At 60.8% G+C, this 17,887-nt stretch carries 10 protein-coding genes; 7 read left to right on the top strand and 3 right to left on the bottom strand.

Features of this window, described 5'->3' with window-relative positions; translation table 11 throughout:
* Positions 1 to 35: 35 nt before the first annotated feature.
* The gene (locus ACILSQ_RS30220; protein ID WP_395747435.1) at positions 36 to 884 is read right to left on the bottom strand and encodes an MBL fold metallo-hydrolase; all 849 of its coding nucleotides are present in this window, start codon (positions 882 to 884) and stop codon (positions 36 to 38) included.
* Complete coding sequence (locus ACILSQ_RS30215) at positions 881 to 2,272, bottom strand: NAD(+)/NADH kinase (RefSeq protein ID WP_395747434.1); 1,392 nt, start codon at positions 2,270 to 2,272, stop codon at positions 881 to 883. The genes ACILSQ_RS30220 and ACILSQ_RS30215 overlap by 4 nt, the downstream gene beginning before the upstream one ends.
* A gap of 297 nt (positions 2,273 to 2,569) precedes the next feature.
* Here ACILSQ_RS30215 and ACILSQ_RS30210 point away from each other — a divergent pair, with 297 nt between their 5' ends.
* From ACILSQ_RS30210 to ACILSQ_RS30180, 7 genes are all read left to right on the top strand, one after another.
* Entirely contained in the window at positions 2,570 to 3,856 is a 1,287-nt protein-coding gene (locus ACILSQ_RS30210; protein ID WP_395747433.1) for a hypothetical protein, read from the top strand.
* A gap of 1,090 nt (positions 3,857 to 4,946) precedes the next feature.
* Positions 4,947 to 5,579, top strand: a complete 633-nt coding sequence (gene paoA / locus ACILSQ_RS30205) for an aldehyde dehydrogenase iron-sulfur subunit PaoA (protein ID WP_395747432.1) — start codon at positions 4,947 to 4,949, stop codon at positions 5,577 to 5,579.
* Positions 5,576 to 6,568 carry an FAD binding domain-containing protein gene (locus tag ACILSQ_RS30200; RefSeq protein WP_395747431.1) on the top strand — a complete coding sequence of 331 codons (993 nt, stop codon included), beginning with the start codon at positions 5,576 to 5,578 and terminating at the stop codon, positions 6,566 to 6,568. The genes paoA and ACILSQ_RS30200 overlap by 4 nt, the downstream gene beginning before the upstream one ends.
* 488 nt (positions 6,569 to 7,056) lie before the next feature.
* The gene (locus tag ACILSQ_RS30195; protein ID WP_395747430.1) at positions 7,057 to 12,084 is read left to right on the top strand and encodes a hypothetical protein; all 5,028 of its coding nucleotides are present in this window, start codon (positions 7,057 to 7,059) and stop codon (positions 12,082 to 12,084) included.
* A gap of 1,813 nt (positions 12,085 to 13,897) precedes the next feature.
* Entirely contained in the window at positions 13,898 to 16,111 is a 2,214-nt protein-coding gene (paoC, locus tag ACILSQ_RS30190; protein WP_395747429.1) for an aldehyde oxidoreductase molybdenum-binding subunit PaoC, read from the top strand.
* A complete protein-coding gene (locus ACILSQ_RS30185; RefSeq protein WP_395747428.1) occupies positions 16,108 to 17,019 on the top strand; it encodes an XdhC family protein in 912 nt (303 codons plus the stop codon). Before paoC ends, ACILSQ_RS30185 begins: the two co-directional genes overlap by 4 nt.
* Complete coding sequence (locus ACILSQ_RS30180) at positions 16,998 to 17,612, top strand: NTP transferase domain-containing protein (protein WP_395747427.1); 615 nt, start codon at positions 16,998 to 17,000, stop codon at positions 17,610 to 17,612. Before ACILSQ_RS30185 ends, ACILSQ_RS30180 begins: the two co-directional genes overlap by 22 nt.
* A 107-nt stretch (positions 17,613 to 17,719) precedes the next feature.
* On the opposite strand, the gene ACILSQ_RS30175 is transcribed toward ACILSQ_RS30180, so the two are convergent.
* Complete coding sequence (locus ACILSQ_RS30175) at positions 17,720 to 17,887, bottom strand: DUF1328 domain-containing protein (RefSeq protein ID WP_395747426.1); 168 nt, start codon at positions 17,885 to 17,887, stop codon at positions 17,720 to 17,722.

Genomic DNA, 17,887 nt, shown 5'->3' with positions numbered 1-17,887 from the left:
GGCCTCCCGCCTCCCTCTGGATCTGGAAACCTCCCTCACCCCGCCTTCTTTATCTCCAGCCGCTCTCCGCACCGCATCACGCGGTATGGCTGGTCCAGCCTCTCGCACGCCCCCGCAAACTCCTCCGGCGTCTCCGTGTTAAATTCAAACATCTCGTAGTGGCACGGCACCACCAGCCCCGCGCCGCCCGCCTTCGCCAGCGCCGCCGCCTCCGTCCCGTTCAGGTTCCCCGCCACCCGCCGCTCCGGCCGGTTCCCGTTGATCGGCAGCAGCATCACGTCGCACGCATGCTCCCGCACCGCGCGCACGATGTCGTCATGCCACAGCGTGTCCCCGCTGTGGTAGATCGTAAACGGCCCGCACTTCACAATGAACCCGATGCAGTGCGCCCGCCCCGCCTCATCCCGCACCACCTCGTTGTGCTTCGCGATCACACCCCGCACCTCCCAGCGCCCCTCGGTGTACACCTCCCCGTCGCTCATACCACAATACACCACATCCTCATTCCCCGCCCGCTTCCGCGCCTCCTCAATGATCGGATGCGGCAGGTACAGCCGGCACCCCGCGTTTGCCCTCGCCAGCGGCGCCAGCGTCGCACCATCCAGATGATCCGTGTGCACATGGCTCGCCGTCACCCGCGCGATCCCCGTCAGCCGCCCCGGCTCCACGCACCGCTCCGTCATCCGCACATGCGGCTTGTCCGTCGCCGCATACTTCTCCGTCAGCGAATCCGAGAGATACGGGTCAAACAGCAGCCGCTCCCCCGCCCACTGCACCAGAAAGCCGCTCTGCCCCAGCCACCACACATGCAGCGTCTCCTCATCCCTTGAGGCCCCCGCCATGTCCGCCAGCAGCGCCTCATCCTTCTGGAAAGCCGGGATCATAAGGACGCGCCAAATTGAATCGCCGCGATCTTCTCCGCCATGTCGTGGCTCGCGCAGAAGACCAGCTCCGCCGCCGCCGCGCGCGAGAGCCGCGCATGCAGCGCCACCACCCGCCCCATGCTCAGCCCGTCCACATACGCCTGCACGGGCCGGTGCTTCGGGTCGATGTTCCGGATCTCCACCGTCGTGTCCGGCGAAAGCAGCGCGCTCCGCCAGTGGCTCGGCTGCAGCACGTTCGAGCCCACCAGCAGCCACGCCGGCGTGTCCGCCAGCAGCGGCGGCGCCCCCATGCTCCGCGCATACGCCGTCGATCCCGCCGCCGTCGCCACCAGCGCCCCGTCGCACACCAGCTTCGGGATCCGCCGCACATGGTTCACCGTGATCTCCAGCCACGCCGACTGGCTCGTCGCCCGCTCCAGCCACGAATCATTAAACCCATGCGCCGGGTGCCTCCGCCCCTCCTCATCCTCAAACTCCAGAAACAGCATCGGCATCTGCCGGAAGATCACATCACTCGGTGGAAACTCCTGCGCCATCACCTGCTCCGGCCCGTTCAGCAAAAACCCCAGGTGCCCCGCATTCACCCCGAAAAACGGCAGCCTCTTCCGCCAGTGCTCGCGGATGCTCCTCAGCATCGCCCCGTCCCCGCCGATCACATTGATAAACCCCGCCTCCTCCGCGCCCACATGCCGCCCGTCCAGCAGCGCCGTCAGCTCTCGCGCCTTCGGGTTCGCCGCATCCGCCTGCAGGAAAAACCGCACCCCCTCCAGCGTCCCCCGCGCCCACGTCCCCGGCACCGGCGCACGGTACAGCCCATAGCGCGCCAGGTACGCCTCCGCCCGCGGCGGCACCAGCTCCCGCACACATTTCCCATGGCTCAGCCGCTCCCGGATCTCCGTGCTCGATCCCTCCACCACCATCTCCACCACCCGCCCGCGCGGCGGCACATCCCCCGGCTCCAGCACATAGCCCGGCCGCTTCAGCACCGCGAAATTCGCCTGCTCCCACAGCTCCCCTCCCTTCGCCCACACCCGCTGGATCAGCGACTCCCCCTTCGCCCCTCCCACCACCAGGTCCGCCCCCACCACATGCCACAGCTCCCCGTCCCCCTCCCAGCGCCGCTGCAGCTCGTGATTCCGCGTGAAAGTCTCCTGCTCAAAATCAGACAAATCCACCGTCACCCCCGCCAGCCCGCCAAACACCAGGTCCGCCAGCGCCGCCCGGTACACCGAAGGCACGCTGTTGTCCGCCTCCGGCTTGTCCGGCCGCGGGCCGCACGGGATCACCCGCACCTCGTCAAACTCCTGCGCCAGCCGCACCGCGATCGCCGCATGGTGCTTCCCTGGGGGATTAAAACTGCCTCCAAAAATCGCGATCCGCTTGGGCATGGCGCACCGTGGCGGGGGACGCCGCGAGTGCAACAAGGAGCTCGGGTGAACGCATGAGTTCCCGGCGCATTCTTCCGCTCCCCCACTGCGCGCTCCAGACCTCAGGCGGTCGGCAGAAGCCCTGCCCCGCCAAATCTTTACCCGGGAAGGAAATTTTCGCAGCCCCCCCGGGCAGCCCTGTGTTAAAATCGGCCCCCAGAACCAACTCCCTTGCGCCCCCCCTCGGCCCGAGCCCCCCTTCGCCAATCAATTTCCAATTTTCAGTTTTCAATTCCCAGTTTTCAGTCCCCCGCGTCCATGAAATCATTCGCCTGCCTGCTCCTCGTTCTCGCTTCCACGGCTGCTTTCTCATTCGATCTCACCGGTCCCGGCAAAGACAAGGATAAGGGCAAAGGTAAAAGCAAGGCCGCCCTCGCAGCCACCTCCATCACCCTCGACCCCTGGTCCTACACCGAGCAGGACCTCTACCCCAGCGCCATCATCTCCACCGCCACCGTCGACTGGAACGGCGACGACCAGATCGCCGAAGACAAAAAAACCACCACCGACCCCAAGCCCAAGAAAAAAGACATCCCCATCTACGGCGATGAAAACGGCTGGCTCGCCGTCGATCTCACCGGCCTCCCCAAAAACGCCCGCGTCGAAGTCACCATCGCCATCGAAGGCTACCTGAAGCCCTCCACCTGGCACGGCACCCTCACCCGCACCACCAAAGCCGGCGAAGCCCGCATCTTCCCCAAAGCCATCTGGGACTACGACGCCCTCCTCAAAGTCCGCCAGCAGCGCCCCGTCAATGTCACCTTCAGCGCCACCATCAATGGCACCCCCATACCCCCAGACACCGAGACCTACACCCTCCGCTCCCTCAACGACTGCATGTTCTACGTCAAATGGGACGAAGACGGCACCGACTTCGACGACTTCTCCTGGCTCTTCGCCGCCTACGTGAATGAAAACCACCCCGAGATCGACCTCATCCTCCAGGAAGCCCTCAAAAGCGGCCTCGTCTCCGACTTCGACGGCTACCAGGACGACGACCCCAAGGCCGTCATGATGCAAGTCTTCGCCGTCTGGAACGCCCTCCAGCGCCGCGGCATCAAATACAGCGACATCTCCCGCACCACCCCCAGCAAATACGTCGTCTCCCAGACCGTCCGTTTCATCGACGACTCCATCCGCGCCACCCAGGCCAACTGCGTTGACGGCACCGTCCTCATGGCCTCCGTCCTCAGCAAGATCGGCATCACCTCCTATCTCGTCATGATCCCCGGCCACTGCTTCCTCGCCTTCGACCTCAGCGGCGGCAAAAACCCCAAACGCATCGGCCTCGAGACCACCCTCCTCGGAAACAACACCATCAAAGCCGTCGAAGAAATCCCCCACCTCACCCAAAAAGCCAAGCTCGACGAATTCAAAGCCTCCTACAAAACCTTCACCGCCGCCGTCAAAGTCGGCAACGCCAGCTTAACCAAATACAAAACCCAGCTCGAAGACGACTCCGACTCTGCCGACCCAGACATCCAGATCATCTCCATCCCCGACGCCCGCGACCTCGGCATCACCCCCATCGCCACCACCAAGTAGCGAAGCAAAAAGTTGCCCAGTCGCGCCGCAACTGGAGCCCCTTAAAACATCGCCAACCCCACGTCAAAAGACGCCACGGGGCATCGCGAGAAACGCCAGTAAAGTGGCCCGCTCAGTCCCCTGAGCGGCGCTCCGCCAGCCCCTCCCACTCCGCGCCCACCCGCTCAGCGCTTCACGCCACCCTCCCCCTCCCTCCGCAAGCCCGGAGGGCCGGCCCAAAAATAGCCGTGAGTGCCAGCCCACGGACCCGCACCAACACGCAGTAAAGTGGCCCGCTCAGTCCCCTGAGCGGCGCTCCGCCAGCCCCTCCCACTCCGCGCCCACCCGCTCAGCGCTTCACGCCACCCGCCCCCTCCCTCCGCAAGCCCGGAGGGCCGGCCCAAAAATAGCCGTGAGTGCCAGCCCACGGACCCGCACCACCACGCAGTAAAGTGGCCCGCTCAGTCCTCTGAGCGGCGCTCCGCCAGCCCCTCCCACTCCGCGCCCACCCGCTCAGCGCTTCACGCCACCCTCCCCACCCAGCGCAAGGTAAGCCCGCTTGTCCCCAAGCCGCCGCCGAACGTCCCCACCTCGCCACCTTCAAACCATAGTCCCCGTCAGCCCTACCGACCTATTCCCCCCGCCTTCCAGCCAGCCCTACGAAGCTTTAGCGAAGAACGGCCACCTCCTCCCCATCTCATTGTCTCCCCCATCTCAATGTCTCCCCATCTCATTGTCTCATCGTCTCCCTCAGCCTTCCCCTCTCCCCCAAATCATAAATACCCCCTCACCCCCGTCTTCAGCCTTCCGGAAAATCTTTCTGCCCCCAATTTTTCTGCCCCTTCTCCCCCGCCCACGCCCCAGCGCCCTCTCCCCCAAATCCTAAATCATCACCCGCAACTCATAAGCCTCCCCCACTCCACGCTCAGGCCATGTCCTGACCCGCGGCGCCCATCCGCCTCCTCTCCGTCCCCCGAATCAGAGGAGCGCCCGCAAGGCGCGCTGCTCCATGACTCCCGACGACAGCCACGCTCCCAAACCTGCCCCCCTTCCCCGCACACCGCCCCGGGAAGACTCACCGGGGCCCACGCGACGCGAATTCGTCACCCACATGAGCGCCTGCACCGCCGGCATCCTCGGCTCCCAGCTCCTCCCCGGCCAGAGCTCCCACGCCCAGCAGCCCACGCCCCCCGCACACCTCGGCCCCGAACCCCACACCGGCCCCGGCACCACCGTGAAGCTCTCCTTCACCGTCAATGAACAGCCCGCCGACCTCGAGCTCGACACCCGCACCACCCTGCTCGATGCCCTCCGCGAGCACCTCCACCTCACCGGCAGCAAAAAAGGCTGCGATCAGGGCCAGTGCGGCGCCTGCACCGTCCTCGTCGATGGCCGCCGCGTCGTCTCCTGCCTCGCCCTCGCCATCATGCAGCAGGGCCGCCACATCACCACCATCGAAGGCCTCGGCACCCCCGAAAAAATGCACCCCCTCCAGGCCGCCTTCGTCAAGCACGACGGCTTCCAGTGCGGCTACTGCACCCCCGGCCAGATCTGCTCCGCCCTCGCCATGCTCCACGAGCTCCGCGCCGGCGTCCCCAGCCACGCCACCGAAGACCTCGCCGCCCTCCCCCAGTTCACCCCCGCCGAAATGCGCGAACGCATGAGTGGAAACATCTGCCGCTGCGGCGCCTACTCCAACATCGCCGACGCCATCACCGAAGTCGAAAAAGAGGGCGTCCTATGAAATCCTTCACCTACCACCGCCCCACCACCCCCGCAGAAGCCGTCGCCACCGCCGCATCCGCCGCCGCAGCCCCCCAGCACCAGCCCCCCGGCACCACCAAATTCATCGCCGGCGGCACCAATCTCCTCGATCTCATGAAGCTCCAGATCGAGACCCCCGCCCACCTCATCGATGTCACCAGCCCCACCCTCGGCCTCGACCAAATCCAAGACACCGAAAACGGCGGCCTCAAAATCGGCGCCCTCGTCCGCAATACCGATCTCGCCGCAGATCCCCGCGTCCGCAGCGACTACGCCGTCCTCGCCCGCGCCATCGTCGCCGGCGCCAGCCCCCAGATCCGCAACATGGCCACCACCGCCGGAAACCTCCTCCAGCGCACCCGCTGCCCCTACTTCTACGATACCGACCAGCCCTGCAACAAACGCACCCCTGGCACCGGCTGCGGCGCCCTCCACGGCTACAGCCGCCAGCACGCCATCATCGGCGTCAGCGACTCCTGCATCGCCACCCACCCCAGCGACATGGCCGTCGCCCTCCGCCTCCTCGACGCCACCGTCCACACCCTCCAGCCAGACGGCACCCCCCGCCACATCCCCATCGGCGAGTTCCATCGACTCCCCGACAACGAGCCCCATCTCGAGACCACCCTCCTCCCCGGCGAGCTCATCACCTCCGTCACCCTCCCTCCCCCCCTCGGCGGCCGCCACGTCTACCTCAAAATCCGCGACCGCGCCTCCTACGCATTCGCCCTCGTCTCCATCGCCGCCGTCATCCAGCCAGACGGCCGCGGCCGCATCGCCATCGGCGGCATCGCCCACATCCCCTGGCGCGTCGAAGCCGCAGAGGCAGACCTCCCCCAGGGCGCCAAAGCCGTCACCACCCGCCTCCTCGCCGGCGCCCGCCCCACCCCCCAGAACGCCTTCAAACTCAAGCTCGTCGAACGCGCCCTCGCCTCCATCCTCGAAGACGTCAAAGGCCCCCGCCCCTAGCCCCAAGTAGCCCAGTTGCGCCGCAACTAGAGCCCCGTAGCACAACCCGTCCCGATTGGGCCCCTCTGCGCCTCCCGGCAGCCTCTGAGTAGTGTAGTACCGGCTTTCTCGCCCTTCGTAGCCTTGGCAAAGAAGGAAGCCGGTTCCGGCCACCCAGCGCCCCCTTAGCACAAGCCCTCCCCGCTTGTCCCCCACCCCGCGCCTCGCCCACCGCCAGGTAGGGAACCGCTGCGCCGGGTCCGAAGTTCCGGGTCTATTGCATCTCAGGCGCCGAAAAAAGTACGCCGTCCTAAAAACCTCGAAAGCCAAAAGACGCTTGCCTGGCTGTTTGCCGTCTCCCGCGCCTAGCCGCCTCACCTCACAGGCTGCCCCCCACACTCCCCCTCCCCCTCCGCAAATCATAAATCATAAATCGTAAATCATAAATCCCCTCCCCCTTCACCTCTTGCCATCCAAATCATTCCCCGCTTGGATAGGGGAAATCCTACATGGCACGAAAAGCATCCAGCAAGCGAGCCTCAAGCAAACGACATGCCCCTAGGTTTGGAGGGCGCGCGACAGCCGTCGGTGTAGGCTACGAATCACAGGTTGCCGCCTTCATCGCAACCAAAATGCTCGGCGGAGATGGCTGCTTACTTTGGGAAGGCATAGATGGCGGAGAAATTATCGCAATCACGATGCAGGACGCTGAGTCGGTTGACGATGTGGTAGTCACGCTGCGTGGTGAACATCAAACCAAAATCTATATATCCGCAAAGCATCGCGCAGGAAAGATTGCCATCACGCGAAAAAGTCCGGCCTTTACTGAAGTCGTAGCTTCTTTTGTGCGGCAGTTTCATCAGCTCGCTACGACACAACGCACCGGAAGCAGATTTATGTGGGCCGTGCCCTCATCGGCTGGCAGTGGAATGACTCAAACCTTGCGCAAAGTGCTGAATGCTTTTCGAGCAGATGCCAGTGTCAACATGAAAGACTTCCTTCGCCGTCGGCCAGCCAAAGAAGCGGAGGCAATGAAACTTTTGGTTAAGCAGATGAATCGTGATTGGAAAACAATCGCCAAAAAGACGCCGGAAGAAGGAGCGCTAACCGAATTGATTGGAATGATTTATGTCGAGGTCTTCGACTTTGGGTCCGGTCTCCAACATCAAGACACTGCGGAAGAAACAATTCGTGGTTCATTGGCCCTCAAGCCAAACGATTCGAGGAAAATATGGGAAAAGCTAGAACTCCATTTTAACCGAGCCAACCGGCAGGGCTTGCGATCAACTGCCGCATCTCTCCGCCACACGCTCGCTTTTACGGGACTGAAGCTGAAAATCACACCCGGCTTCGCTGACGATATTGGCCTTCTGCAACGCATTACAGCACGCAACCTCGACCGCCTTAAAGACCATACGCTGCTTCGATTTGCGCAAACTGAAATTCATATAAATCGAACTGCGGAACTGGTAGCAATGATTGCGGCTGCAAAGCAGGGGCACTTACTCGTCACTGGCGAGCCTGGATGCGGAAAAAGCGGCCTGATTCACCCTTTAACAGAGGCACTAATCAAGGACGGATTTCCTGTCGTCTTGCTTCTGGCCGAAGAAGTATTTGGGCGCGATTGGAAAGCTTCGGCGAATATACCGGGACTAGCCCATGCGATCGACGACGTACTAGCACATTGGCCCGATGGAGCAAAGGGCGTCCTGATAACTGACGCACTGGATGCGGTGCGTGATGTCGACACTCAAAGATTATTACGCCGCCTACTTCAAGATGTGCAGCAGGGGTCGGCGGGTTGGTCTGTGGTGGCCAGCGTTCGTGAGTTCGATCTGAAGCATGGACGTGAGCTAAGAGAGTCCTTTCCCGGTATTGGAGTTCCTGGTTACTCCTCAAGCGAGTTCTCAGGCGTCTCGCACTTTCATGTGACAGGTTTGGCGGAGACCAATCTTGACGAGCTCGGAGCGAAAATACCCGACATCGGTCCTTTCATTGCCAGTGCACGAAATAATATCCGCGCTGGAGGGATTCATCGCTCCCCATTCTTTTTGCGGCTTGCCTCGGAGCTTTTGAGAAACGGAGTTTCAGCCCTTCGGCTCGCGGATTGGAGCAGTCCGGCGATTCTATTGAGGAGATTTTGGAAATCACGGGTGCTCGATGGCTCCGGAGCGAGCCACCGTAAAATCGCGCTTCAATCCCTTTGTCGTCAAATGACGGAATTTCGAAGCATGGCCCTCTCGACACAGGAGGTTTCCTTGGACGCACCTGGAATAGATGCCATTGATGATCTTCGGAGTCGTGGAATACTTCAGTCTCCTATTCTGCGGCAGGGCAGTCCAACCGGCGAAGATCAGCTCCGATTCTCCCACCACCTGCTCCACGATTACGCCATCGCGCGCTCGTTAATACCTACCGTTTCTGATCGATTCTCCGAGTACGCAATGCGCAATCCTTTGCTACCGGTCTTTTACCGTCAGAGTTTTCTCTTTGCCCTGGAGGAGCTCTGGGATGGACCGGACGGTCGCGACGGCTTTTGGGCATGCGCGTTGCAGATGGAAAGCGTAGCGCAATTGCATGGAATCACCCGCATCCTTGCACCAATTCTCGCGTCTAGACGGATAGCCACGTTCGCCGATTTGCTTCCACTTTTTACAGCTATTCAGAGTGCCTCAAATGGCGACTCCCCCGCGGAAAAAGCTCTTCGCCATATGTCGTCGGGATTGCAGGATGCCGATGATGCAACGGTCCGCTCAGGTGGCGGAGCGTGGTGTGTTTTGGCTGCAAAGCTGTCCGTCCTCCTTCCAGAAAGACCTTCGCTCGAAACGCCTCTTGCTCACATTCTCGCACGGCTGAATGCGATAAGCAGCAGTCTCCCCATCGCCGATTTGCGCGAGCTAAATTTAGGCGCGCGTAATATGCTGGCACATCATGTAGCTAAAGAAGTTGCAAATGGTTGGCGGCACGCCGCGAGTGTCGCGATTGAGGCTCTTTGTCGGACCTTCAAAGTCGTTCCTTTGGAGGCGGAGGCCGCCTTATTATCCCTCCTCACTCCACAACGCTTGATTCATTTTCCTCATTGGGAGCTTTTTGATTTCGCCAACCAACTCAAGCATCTCAGCGAGGAAGGACGCATCGTGATTTTGCGCCTGTACGAAGCAGCTTTTTCGGCAGAGCCAAAATCAGGAGAGTGGCAAGACTTCGGTGGTGCCATCATGCCGATGAGCATGCAGACCAGCGACAACTGGAATAGCATCCGCTATTCACTCGCAACGTATTACGAATATCGGAACGGAAATGATGTCTCTTTAATGACTGACATTGCATGCATCGCATGGAATGCAATCGTGCGCCGGCGCCGCGAACAACGTGGAAAAGGCGTCGTTGTCATGGCAAGTTTTCACTTTCGCGGCATAGCGGGCAATCTCATCGAAGATCATGATCATATTTATCGTGGCTCTGGCGGAAATGCAGAGAGTCAGATACTTTCCCGTTTCAAAGCCCTATTGAATGAGTGGGCAGCAGCGGGAGAAGAGGTTAATCTCGGCGCGGCACTCGACCGGTTCATTTCCAAAAACCACACCTCTCTGATGTGGAAGATATTCATGGAAGTGGGGGCTAAGTATCCTTTCACCTTGGGTCGGACACTGGAACCGATGCTGACGGAGCCGTTATTTTTCACACATCCTGACTACCGGTTCGGAGGCATTCTTCTTTTTAAATCCCTTCACAGCGTTGGCGACATTGAACAACGCGAACGCTTGGAAAAACTAATTCTCGATCTACCTCTAATTGCACGTCTGGCCGATGGCGAGTCTCGGCAACCGATTCCAAATAGGCTAGTGCATGCGCAGAACAAACTACTTGGTTCTCTCGACGAGGCCCACATCGCTTTAGCTGAAGTGCGGGCTTTGAGAATCCAACGATCAGAACATTCAGCGCTGCCAGAGAATCGCGAATCGTCGAGCTTCACATTCACATCCCGCAATATTTCGGACGAAGAATTCATTGAAAGTCAGGGCATTAGTTTGAAAGACCCTGTTAATGCTAAGTTTTTTCGTCTTCGCGAAGGACTCAAGATCTTTGATGACAATCTCACCGCTGATGTAATTGAACAGAATTGGTTCCGCATTGTAAGTGGCGTTCGTACTTTGCGTCAGCGCAATTCTAAGAATATCGAAATGGAGCGTGACGTATGGGGACGTTTAGTTGGAGCCTGTGAAAAAATCACTCAACATGCGGATTGGTCCTCGAATGATGCTCGGTGGAAAACGCTGCGGAGAATCTTGCTGAAGGCCTCCACCGATCCCTCGCCCATTGCTGGCGAAGAAAGCGAGGCCGAAGAGAATGGCAACTACGGGTGGCCTGCGCCTCGGCTCGATGCCGCCAGTGGCCTAGTGCATCTCTGCGATCACCTCGGAAGAGCCGATGCCCTTACAAAGAAGGCCTTGCTCAAGTTGTGCAGAGACAAATCAAGCGCACTCCGTTGTAACATGGGCCAGCGGCTTTTCGTTCTCGAACGCTCAGAATCTGAATTGATGTGGCAGCTCATGGACAAATTCATTCTTCATGAGGATAAATTTTTCGTTCTGGAAGCTATTGTAACTTCGTTAAACGAACTGATTTATGCAAGTCCACACGAGGCAAAATCGAGGCTTTCACGTATAGCTAAGCGTGCGATTAAACACGCCCCAGATCAAGATCACATTCATAAACAACTGGCCACAGTACATCTCTTTCACTTTCTTAAAACTGGAGATGAAGAGAGCAACACCTTTGTGTCCGATCTCATCAATGATTGTGATAGCATCCGAGCCAGCATCGCGATTGGATCTCAGTTACATACATGCCGATCCGGAGGCTGGCTTACTGCTGGTGATGCCGTGAAAGTCGTAGAGTCAGAGGAGACCGCCCGGCGACGCACTTGGAGCATCTTTGGAAGACTGTTGTCGTCTGCCCAGTCCAAGCTTCAGCAACATCGTGAGCACTGGAGACAACTCCATTCACTAGGGCAATCCGAAAATTCAAATTTGCAGTCCGTTCAAGAGGCCATTAACCGCACATCTCATTTGATAGATGACATCGCAATGCAGCTCTATTTTGCCAGCGGGGCCTTTGCTCACCGGCAGAGTCAAGATAAAGATAATCTTACAGAAACACAAAAAAAGCGTTTTTGGAAGGAGTCTTCCGACCTTTTCCGTGCATTGGCAGCAGAGATCCATCCGCATACAGCCCATCACATCGTCGAGACACTTTTCCACCTTCTCCCATGTGCCCCTCACGATGTCTTTCTTATTGCGACCAATGCAATCATCTCCAGTTCGGCTGCCGGATATCAGTACGACCCCATCGCAGTAGGTGATGTGGTAAAGTTCGTTCAGCGTGCCCTCGCCGACCACAGGGAGATTTTCAAAGGTTCCGATGTCAATGAATCGGAATGTCTCGCTGCACTACTTAACGTCCTTGACCTGTTCGTCGAAGCCGGCTGGGCACAAGCTAGGCAGCTCACGCAGCGATTGGAAGAGATTTACAGGTAAAATCAAAGGATCCGGATTTGCGAGAAAAACGAGCACTTGCACCCGTTAGCCAAAGAATGAGCGAAAATACGTCAGGATTGCACCGATAACCCTTTCTGCGCCTAAACCATCGCCTATTGTAGCGAGGGCTAGGACGAGCACCGCCAGAGAGCGAATGATGCGTGGCAAAAAGAGTCCCAAAGTCTCTGCATAACGCCGATGTTGTTCTGCCGTCCAACGCTTTCGAGATGGGTACTTTTTACGTGCCATAAATTTAGCGAGTTTATTTTGTTACATCGGGGCGAAACCTGATTTGCCGATAAGGCTTTACCTGATAAATCGAGCCCGGGCCGAAAGTGGACCTGATGAATCATATTTTTTCATTTTTGACCTCGGTTTAATACAACTGTTCTTAAGAACATATAAATTGTCTAGGGTCTGCTTAGCTAGCCGCACAAGCGGGGCAAAGTGGGTTTTTTCTTCTTTGTCTAATTCACCAGATCGTAAACCCGGGAACGTCCCGATCACGCAAAGCCGACACCAAGGAAGCACTGGACAAATCCACACCGCAGCTCTGAAGCGGAGGAAATGTCATCCGTGGACGAATTCTTGACAAAAAAACTCATGCATGAGGGACAAACAAAAAGCGCACCTCCATCGACTGTCCCCTCCGTCAAGGCACCCGCATCAAGATCAAACGCATACCAAAATCTCCTCAAGCACTTCCTCAACCACCACGGACACCCACCCGACCTCCAGGGAAAAAAGGAAGAAGCCCTCAAAACCCTCCCCACCCAAGCCGAACCCCTCTGCGCCCAAGGGGTCTGATCCAATCTCAGCGCACCCCAACCACCCTGCTGAGTCCACATTCACCCCTTCGTCTCCACCTCCACAGGTGCCTCTCCGGACCTTCCGTGTATTCCGCGTATTCCGTGGTTCAAATCCCCCTCTCTCTCATCCTCCAAATCATAAATCATAAATCGTAAATCATAAATCCCTCCTCCCTCTGCGGCAAAATCGAAAGTCCCTTCCCCTCCGCATCACCCTGCTCCCACCGGGTCTGATTCACCAGCTCGCAAAACCTGAAGCAAAGAGGAAACATTAAATCACAGCACCGCGATTCGGTGGATTTCTCTGCGTCCGTCCATTCTCTGCGGTTCAACCTCATGAGCCTCCCTGCAGCACGCACCCAAACAGCACCTCATTCCCCTCCCGCTCCCCTCTGCCTCACTGCTCCTCTGCCTCAAACTCGAACGTCCCTCCCCCCCGCATCCACCACACCCTCACCTCCGATCCCCGTCCGTGTATCCCGTGGTCCAACCTCCGGCCCCCTTCTGTTCTGACATCCGTGTCAATCCGTGCCATCCGTGGTCCAACCTCCGGTCCCTCCTGCAAACCTCTGCAACGTTCCAGCCTCCCGAAAAAGACCCGCCATAAATCCCACTTTCCCCCTCCAGAAAAAATCTTTTCCCCCATTCTTTCTGCCCTTTCCCCGCCCCTCCCGCCAACCGCGCCACAAACCCTCCCGTCCCCCCCTTCGCGAAAAAGCGCCCCCCAACCGAGAACCGAGAACCGAGAACCGAGAACAGAGAACCGAGAACAGAGAACAGAGAACAAATCCCCCCCCACGCCCTCCGCCCGCGGCAAATCATAAATCATAAATCGTAAATCATAAATCCCGCCGCCAGCATCCAGCTCCCCCCCTCCCCTCACCCTCCCCTCATCCTCCTCCCTGACACAAACCACCCATCCGCCCCGCCGCGATCCCCCGAAACAGAGAAGCGCCTCCTTAGCTAGCCAGTCAGCACTCTCCGTTCCGCATGCGATCCCGGCCATGAAGTTCGACACCCCCGCCACCACCAATCCCATCGACAACCTCACCGTCGTCGGGAAACCCGTGGACCGCCTCGATGGCCCCCGCAAAACCACCGGCACCGCACCCTACGCCTACGAGCGTCATGGCGATGACGCGGTGAAGAACCCCGCCTACGGCTGGATCATCGGCGCCGGCATCGCCAAAGGCCGCCTCATCAGCATGGATCTCGCCGCCGCCAAAACCGCGCCCGGCGTCCTCACCATCATCACCGCCGAAAACGCCGGCAAGCTCGACAAAGGCCAGCACAACATCGCCCCCCTCCTCGGCGGGCCCGAGATCACCCACTACCACCAGGCCCTCGCCCTCGTCGTCGCCGAAACCTTCGAAGAAGCACGCGCCGCCGCGCAATTGATCAACATCAAGTACGCCTTCACCAAAGGCGCCTTCGACCTCGCCGCCGCCAAAGACACCGCCGTCAAACCCGAGCCCGGCATCGCCGGAGAAGCCGACACCGCCGCGGGCGACTTCGACAGCGCCTTCGCCGCCGCCCCCGTCAAGCTCGACGCCACCTACACCACCCCCGACCAGTCCCACGCCATGATGGAGCCCCACGCCTCCACCGCCGCCTGGGACGGCGACAAGCTCACCGTCTGGACCTCCAGCCAGATGGTCGGCTGGGCCCACACCGACCTCGCCAAAACCCTCGGCATCCCCAAGGACAACATCCACATCCTCTCCCCCTACATCGGCGGCGGCTTCGGCGGCAAGCTCTTCCTCCGTGCCGATGTCCTCCTCGCCGCCCTCGGCGCCCGCGCCATCAAGCGCCCCCTCAAAGTCGCCCTCCAGCGCTCTTTGATGATGAACAACACCACCCACCGCCCCGCCACCATCCAGCGCATCCGCCTCGGCGCCACCCAGGACGGCAGGCTCACCGCCATCGCCCACGAAAGCTGGTCCGGCAATCTCCCCGAAGGCGACCCCGAAACCGCCGTCGCCCAGACCCGCCTCCTCTACGCCGGCGCCGGCCGCATGACCTCCATGCGCCTCGCCACCCTCGACCTCCCCGAAGGCAACTCCATGCGCGCCCCCGGCGAAGCCCCCGGCATGATGGCCCTCGAAATCGCCATCGATGAAATGGCCGAAAAACTCCGCCTCGACCCCGTCGAATTCCGCATCCTCAACGACACCCAGGTCGATCCCGAAAAACCCCAGCGCCCCTTCTCCCAGCGCCACCTCGTCGAATGCCTCCGCACCGGCGCCACACGCTTCGGCTGGGACAAACGCAAAGCCGCCCCCGCCCAGGCCCACGACGGCCGCTGGCTCATCGGCATGGGCGTCGCCGCCGCCTTCCGCAACAACCTCCCCATGAAATCCGCCGCCCGCGTCAAAGTGGACAAACGCGGCATCGTCACCGTCGAGACCGACATGACCGACATCGGCACCGGCAGCTACACCATCATCGGCCAGACCGCCGCAGAGATGCTCGGCGTCGCCCCCGAAACCGTCATCGTCCGCCTCGGCGACTCCTCCTTTCCCACCTCCTGCGGCTCCGGCGGCCAGTTCGGCGGCAACAACTCCACCGCCGGCGTCTATGCCGCCTGCGTCAAGCTCCGCGAAATGCTCGCCCAGAAAGCCGGCGTCAAACCCGAAGACCTCGCCTTCGAAGACGGCCGCGTCGCCGCCGGCTCCAAAAGCTGGTCCCTCGCCGAGCTCGCCGGAGACGAAGGCCTCACCGCCGAAGACCACATCGAATACGGCGACCTCGCCAAAAAAGCCCAGCAGTCCACCTTCGGCGCCCACTTCGTCGAAGTCGGCGTCGACCTCTACACCGGCGTCACCCGCGTCCGCCGCATGCTCTCCGTCTGCGCCTGCGGCCGCATCCTCAATCCCAAGACCGCCCGCAGCCAGGTCATCGGCGCCATGACCATGGGCGTCGGCGCCGCTCTCATGGAAGACCTCGTCGTGGACACCACCCAGGGCTTCTTTGTCAATCACGACCTCGCCGGCTACGAAGTCCCCGTCCACGCCGACATCCCCCACCTCGAAGTCATCTTCCTCGATGAAGCCGACCCTCAGTCCTCCCCCATGAAGGCCAAAGGCGTCGCCGAACTCGGCATCTGCGGCGTCGCCGCCGCCATCGCCAACGCCATCCACAACGCCACCGGCATCCGCGTCCGCGACTACCCCATCACCCTCGACAAGCTCATCGACCACCTCCCCGCCGTCTCATGAAGGAAATCCGCGAACTCATCCGCTTCTGGGACGCCCGCAACGGCCAGCCCCTCGCCCTCGCCACCCTCGTCGCCGCCCAGGGCTCCAGCTACCGCCGCCCCGGCGCCCGCATGCTCATCAGCGCCTCCGGCCACTCCGCCGGCGGCGTCAGCGCCGGCTGCATCGAGGAGGAGGTCATCGCCGCCTCCCGCACCGTCCTCCGCACCGGCCACCCCCGCCTCCTCACCTTCGACACCCGCCTCCGCTTCGGCTGCTCCGGCACCATCCAGATTTTCATCGAAGTCGCCCCCGCCGGCGTCATGCACGCCCTCCGCGAATCCTTCACCCTCCGCCAGCCCTGCCGCCTCGAAACCATCGTGCACGGAGATGCATCCGGTACCCGCATTGCCGAATCCGACACACAACTCAGCTCTTTTGTGCACGAAATTGAGCCCGTTTTGCGCCTCATTTTGATCGGAGACGGCCCCGACACCGCCGCCCTCCGCGCCCACGCCGCCCTCCTCGGCTGGAACGTCCTGCAGTGTGATTCCACACCATTCCCCTCAGATCTCCTCGATGCCCGCACCGCCGTCGTCATCGCCACCCACAACTTCGGCCGCGACTGCGCCGCCCTCCGCCACCTCCTCCCCTCCGATCTCCCCTACATCGGCCTCATCGGCTCCCGCCGCCGCCGCGACGACATCCTTTTCGACGTCCTCCACAGTGGCACCGAGTTGCATGATGGTGTCTTTGCACCCGCTGGGTTGCATCTAGGCGCAGAAAGTCCGGAGGAGATCGCCCTGTCCATCATTGCGGAAATTCAAAGCGTCTTCAGAGGCGGCACCGCGCAGCAGCTCCGCCATCGTACTGCTCCCATCCATCAGGTGCTGCCAGCCGCACTCGCCCCATGCACCGCATCAGCGGCATAGTCCTCGCCGCCGGCGGCTCCACCCGCATGGGAAGGACGAAGCAGCTCCTTCAGGTGCGCGGTGCGGCACTCGTATGCCACGCCGTGCGCGCCGCGCAGGAAGGAGGCTGTGACTGCGTCTGCGTTGTCACCGGTCATGCGCAGGAGGAGGTGCAGCGTGCCGTGTCACCTCTGGAGCCCCTGCTGGTGTACAATGAGCACTGGGAGCGCGGCATGGGCACCTCCATCCGGCTCGGACTGCGCACCATCCAGCCCGCGAGCGCCATCATCCTCCTCACCTGCGATCAGCCTGCCGTCACCAGCAGCATCGTGCGCTCACTCATCGAGACACATCTTCAAACCATGCTGCCCATCGTGGCTTCACGCTATGCTGACACCCTCGGCATCCCCGCGCTCTTTGCTGCGTCCTGTTTCGCTGAATTGAACGCCCTTCCTGACGAGCACGGCGCCAAGACGCTCATCCATGGAGATCCCACGCGCGTGGCGTCCATTGACTTTCCCGCCGGAGCGCTGGATCTCGACACGCCACAAGACATGAAAGCCTGGCAAGCTTCGGCCGATCCGGTCGGCCAGGCAGCGTCGATGGTTCAATGATCACCGATTGCCGCAGGAATGCCTCCGGCAAAGCAAAAAGCCGCGCCTGGTCTCCCCGGCGCGGCTTCCGCATTTTCATAACCGAACCAGTGATGAAACCCGCTTCGTCAGACGACCGGCGGGCGGCGGCCTGAAACCAGCGAGATGAGGAAGAGCACGAGGAAGACCACGAAACAAACGTGGGCGATCCAGGCGGCGGTGCCGGCGACGCCGGAGAAACCGAGCGCAGCCGCAATAAGCGCAATGATGAGGAAGGTGAAGGTGTAGGATAACAT

This window comes from Prosthecobacter sp. (genome assembly GCF_044227185.1).
GTDB lineage: Bacteria > Verrucomicrobiota > Verrucomicrobiia > Verrucomicrobiales > Verrucomicrobiaceae > Prosthecobacter.
This window is presented reverse-complemented; position numbering and strand designations above follow the sequence as displayed.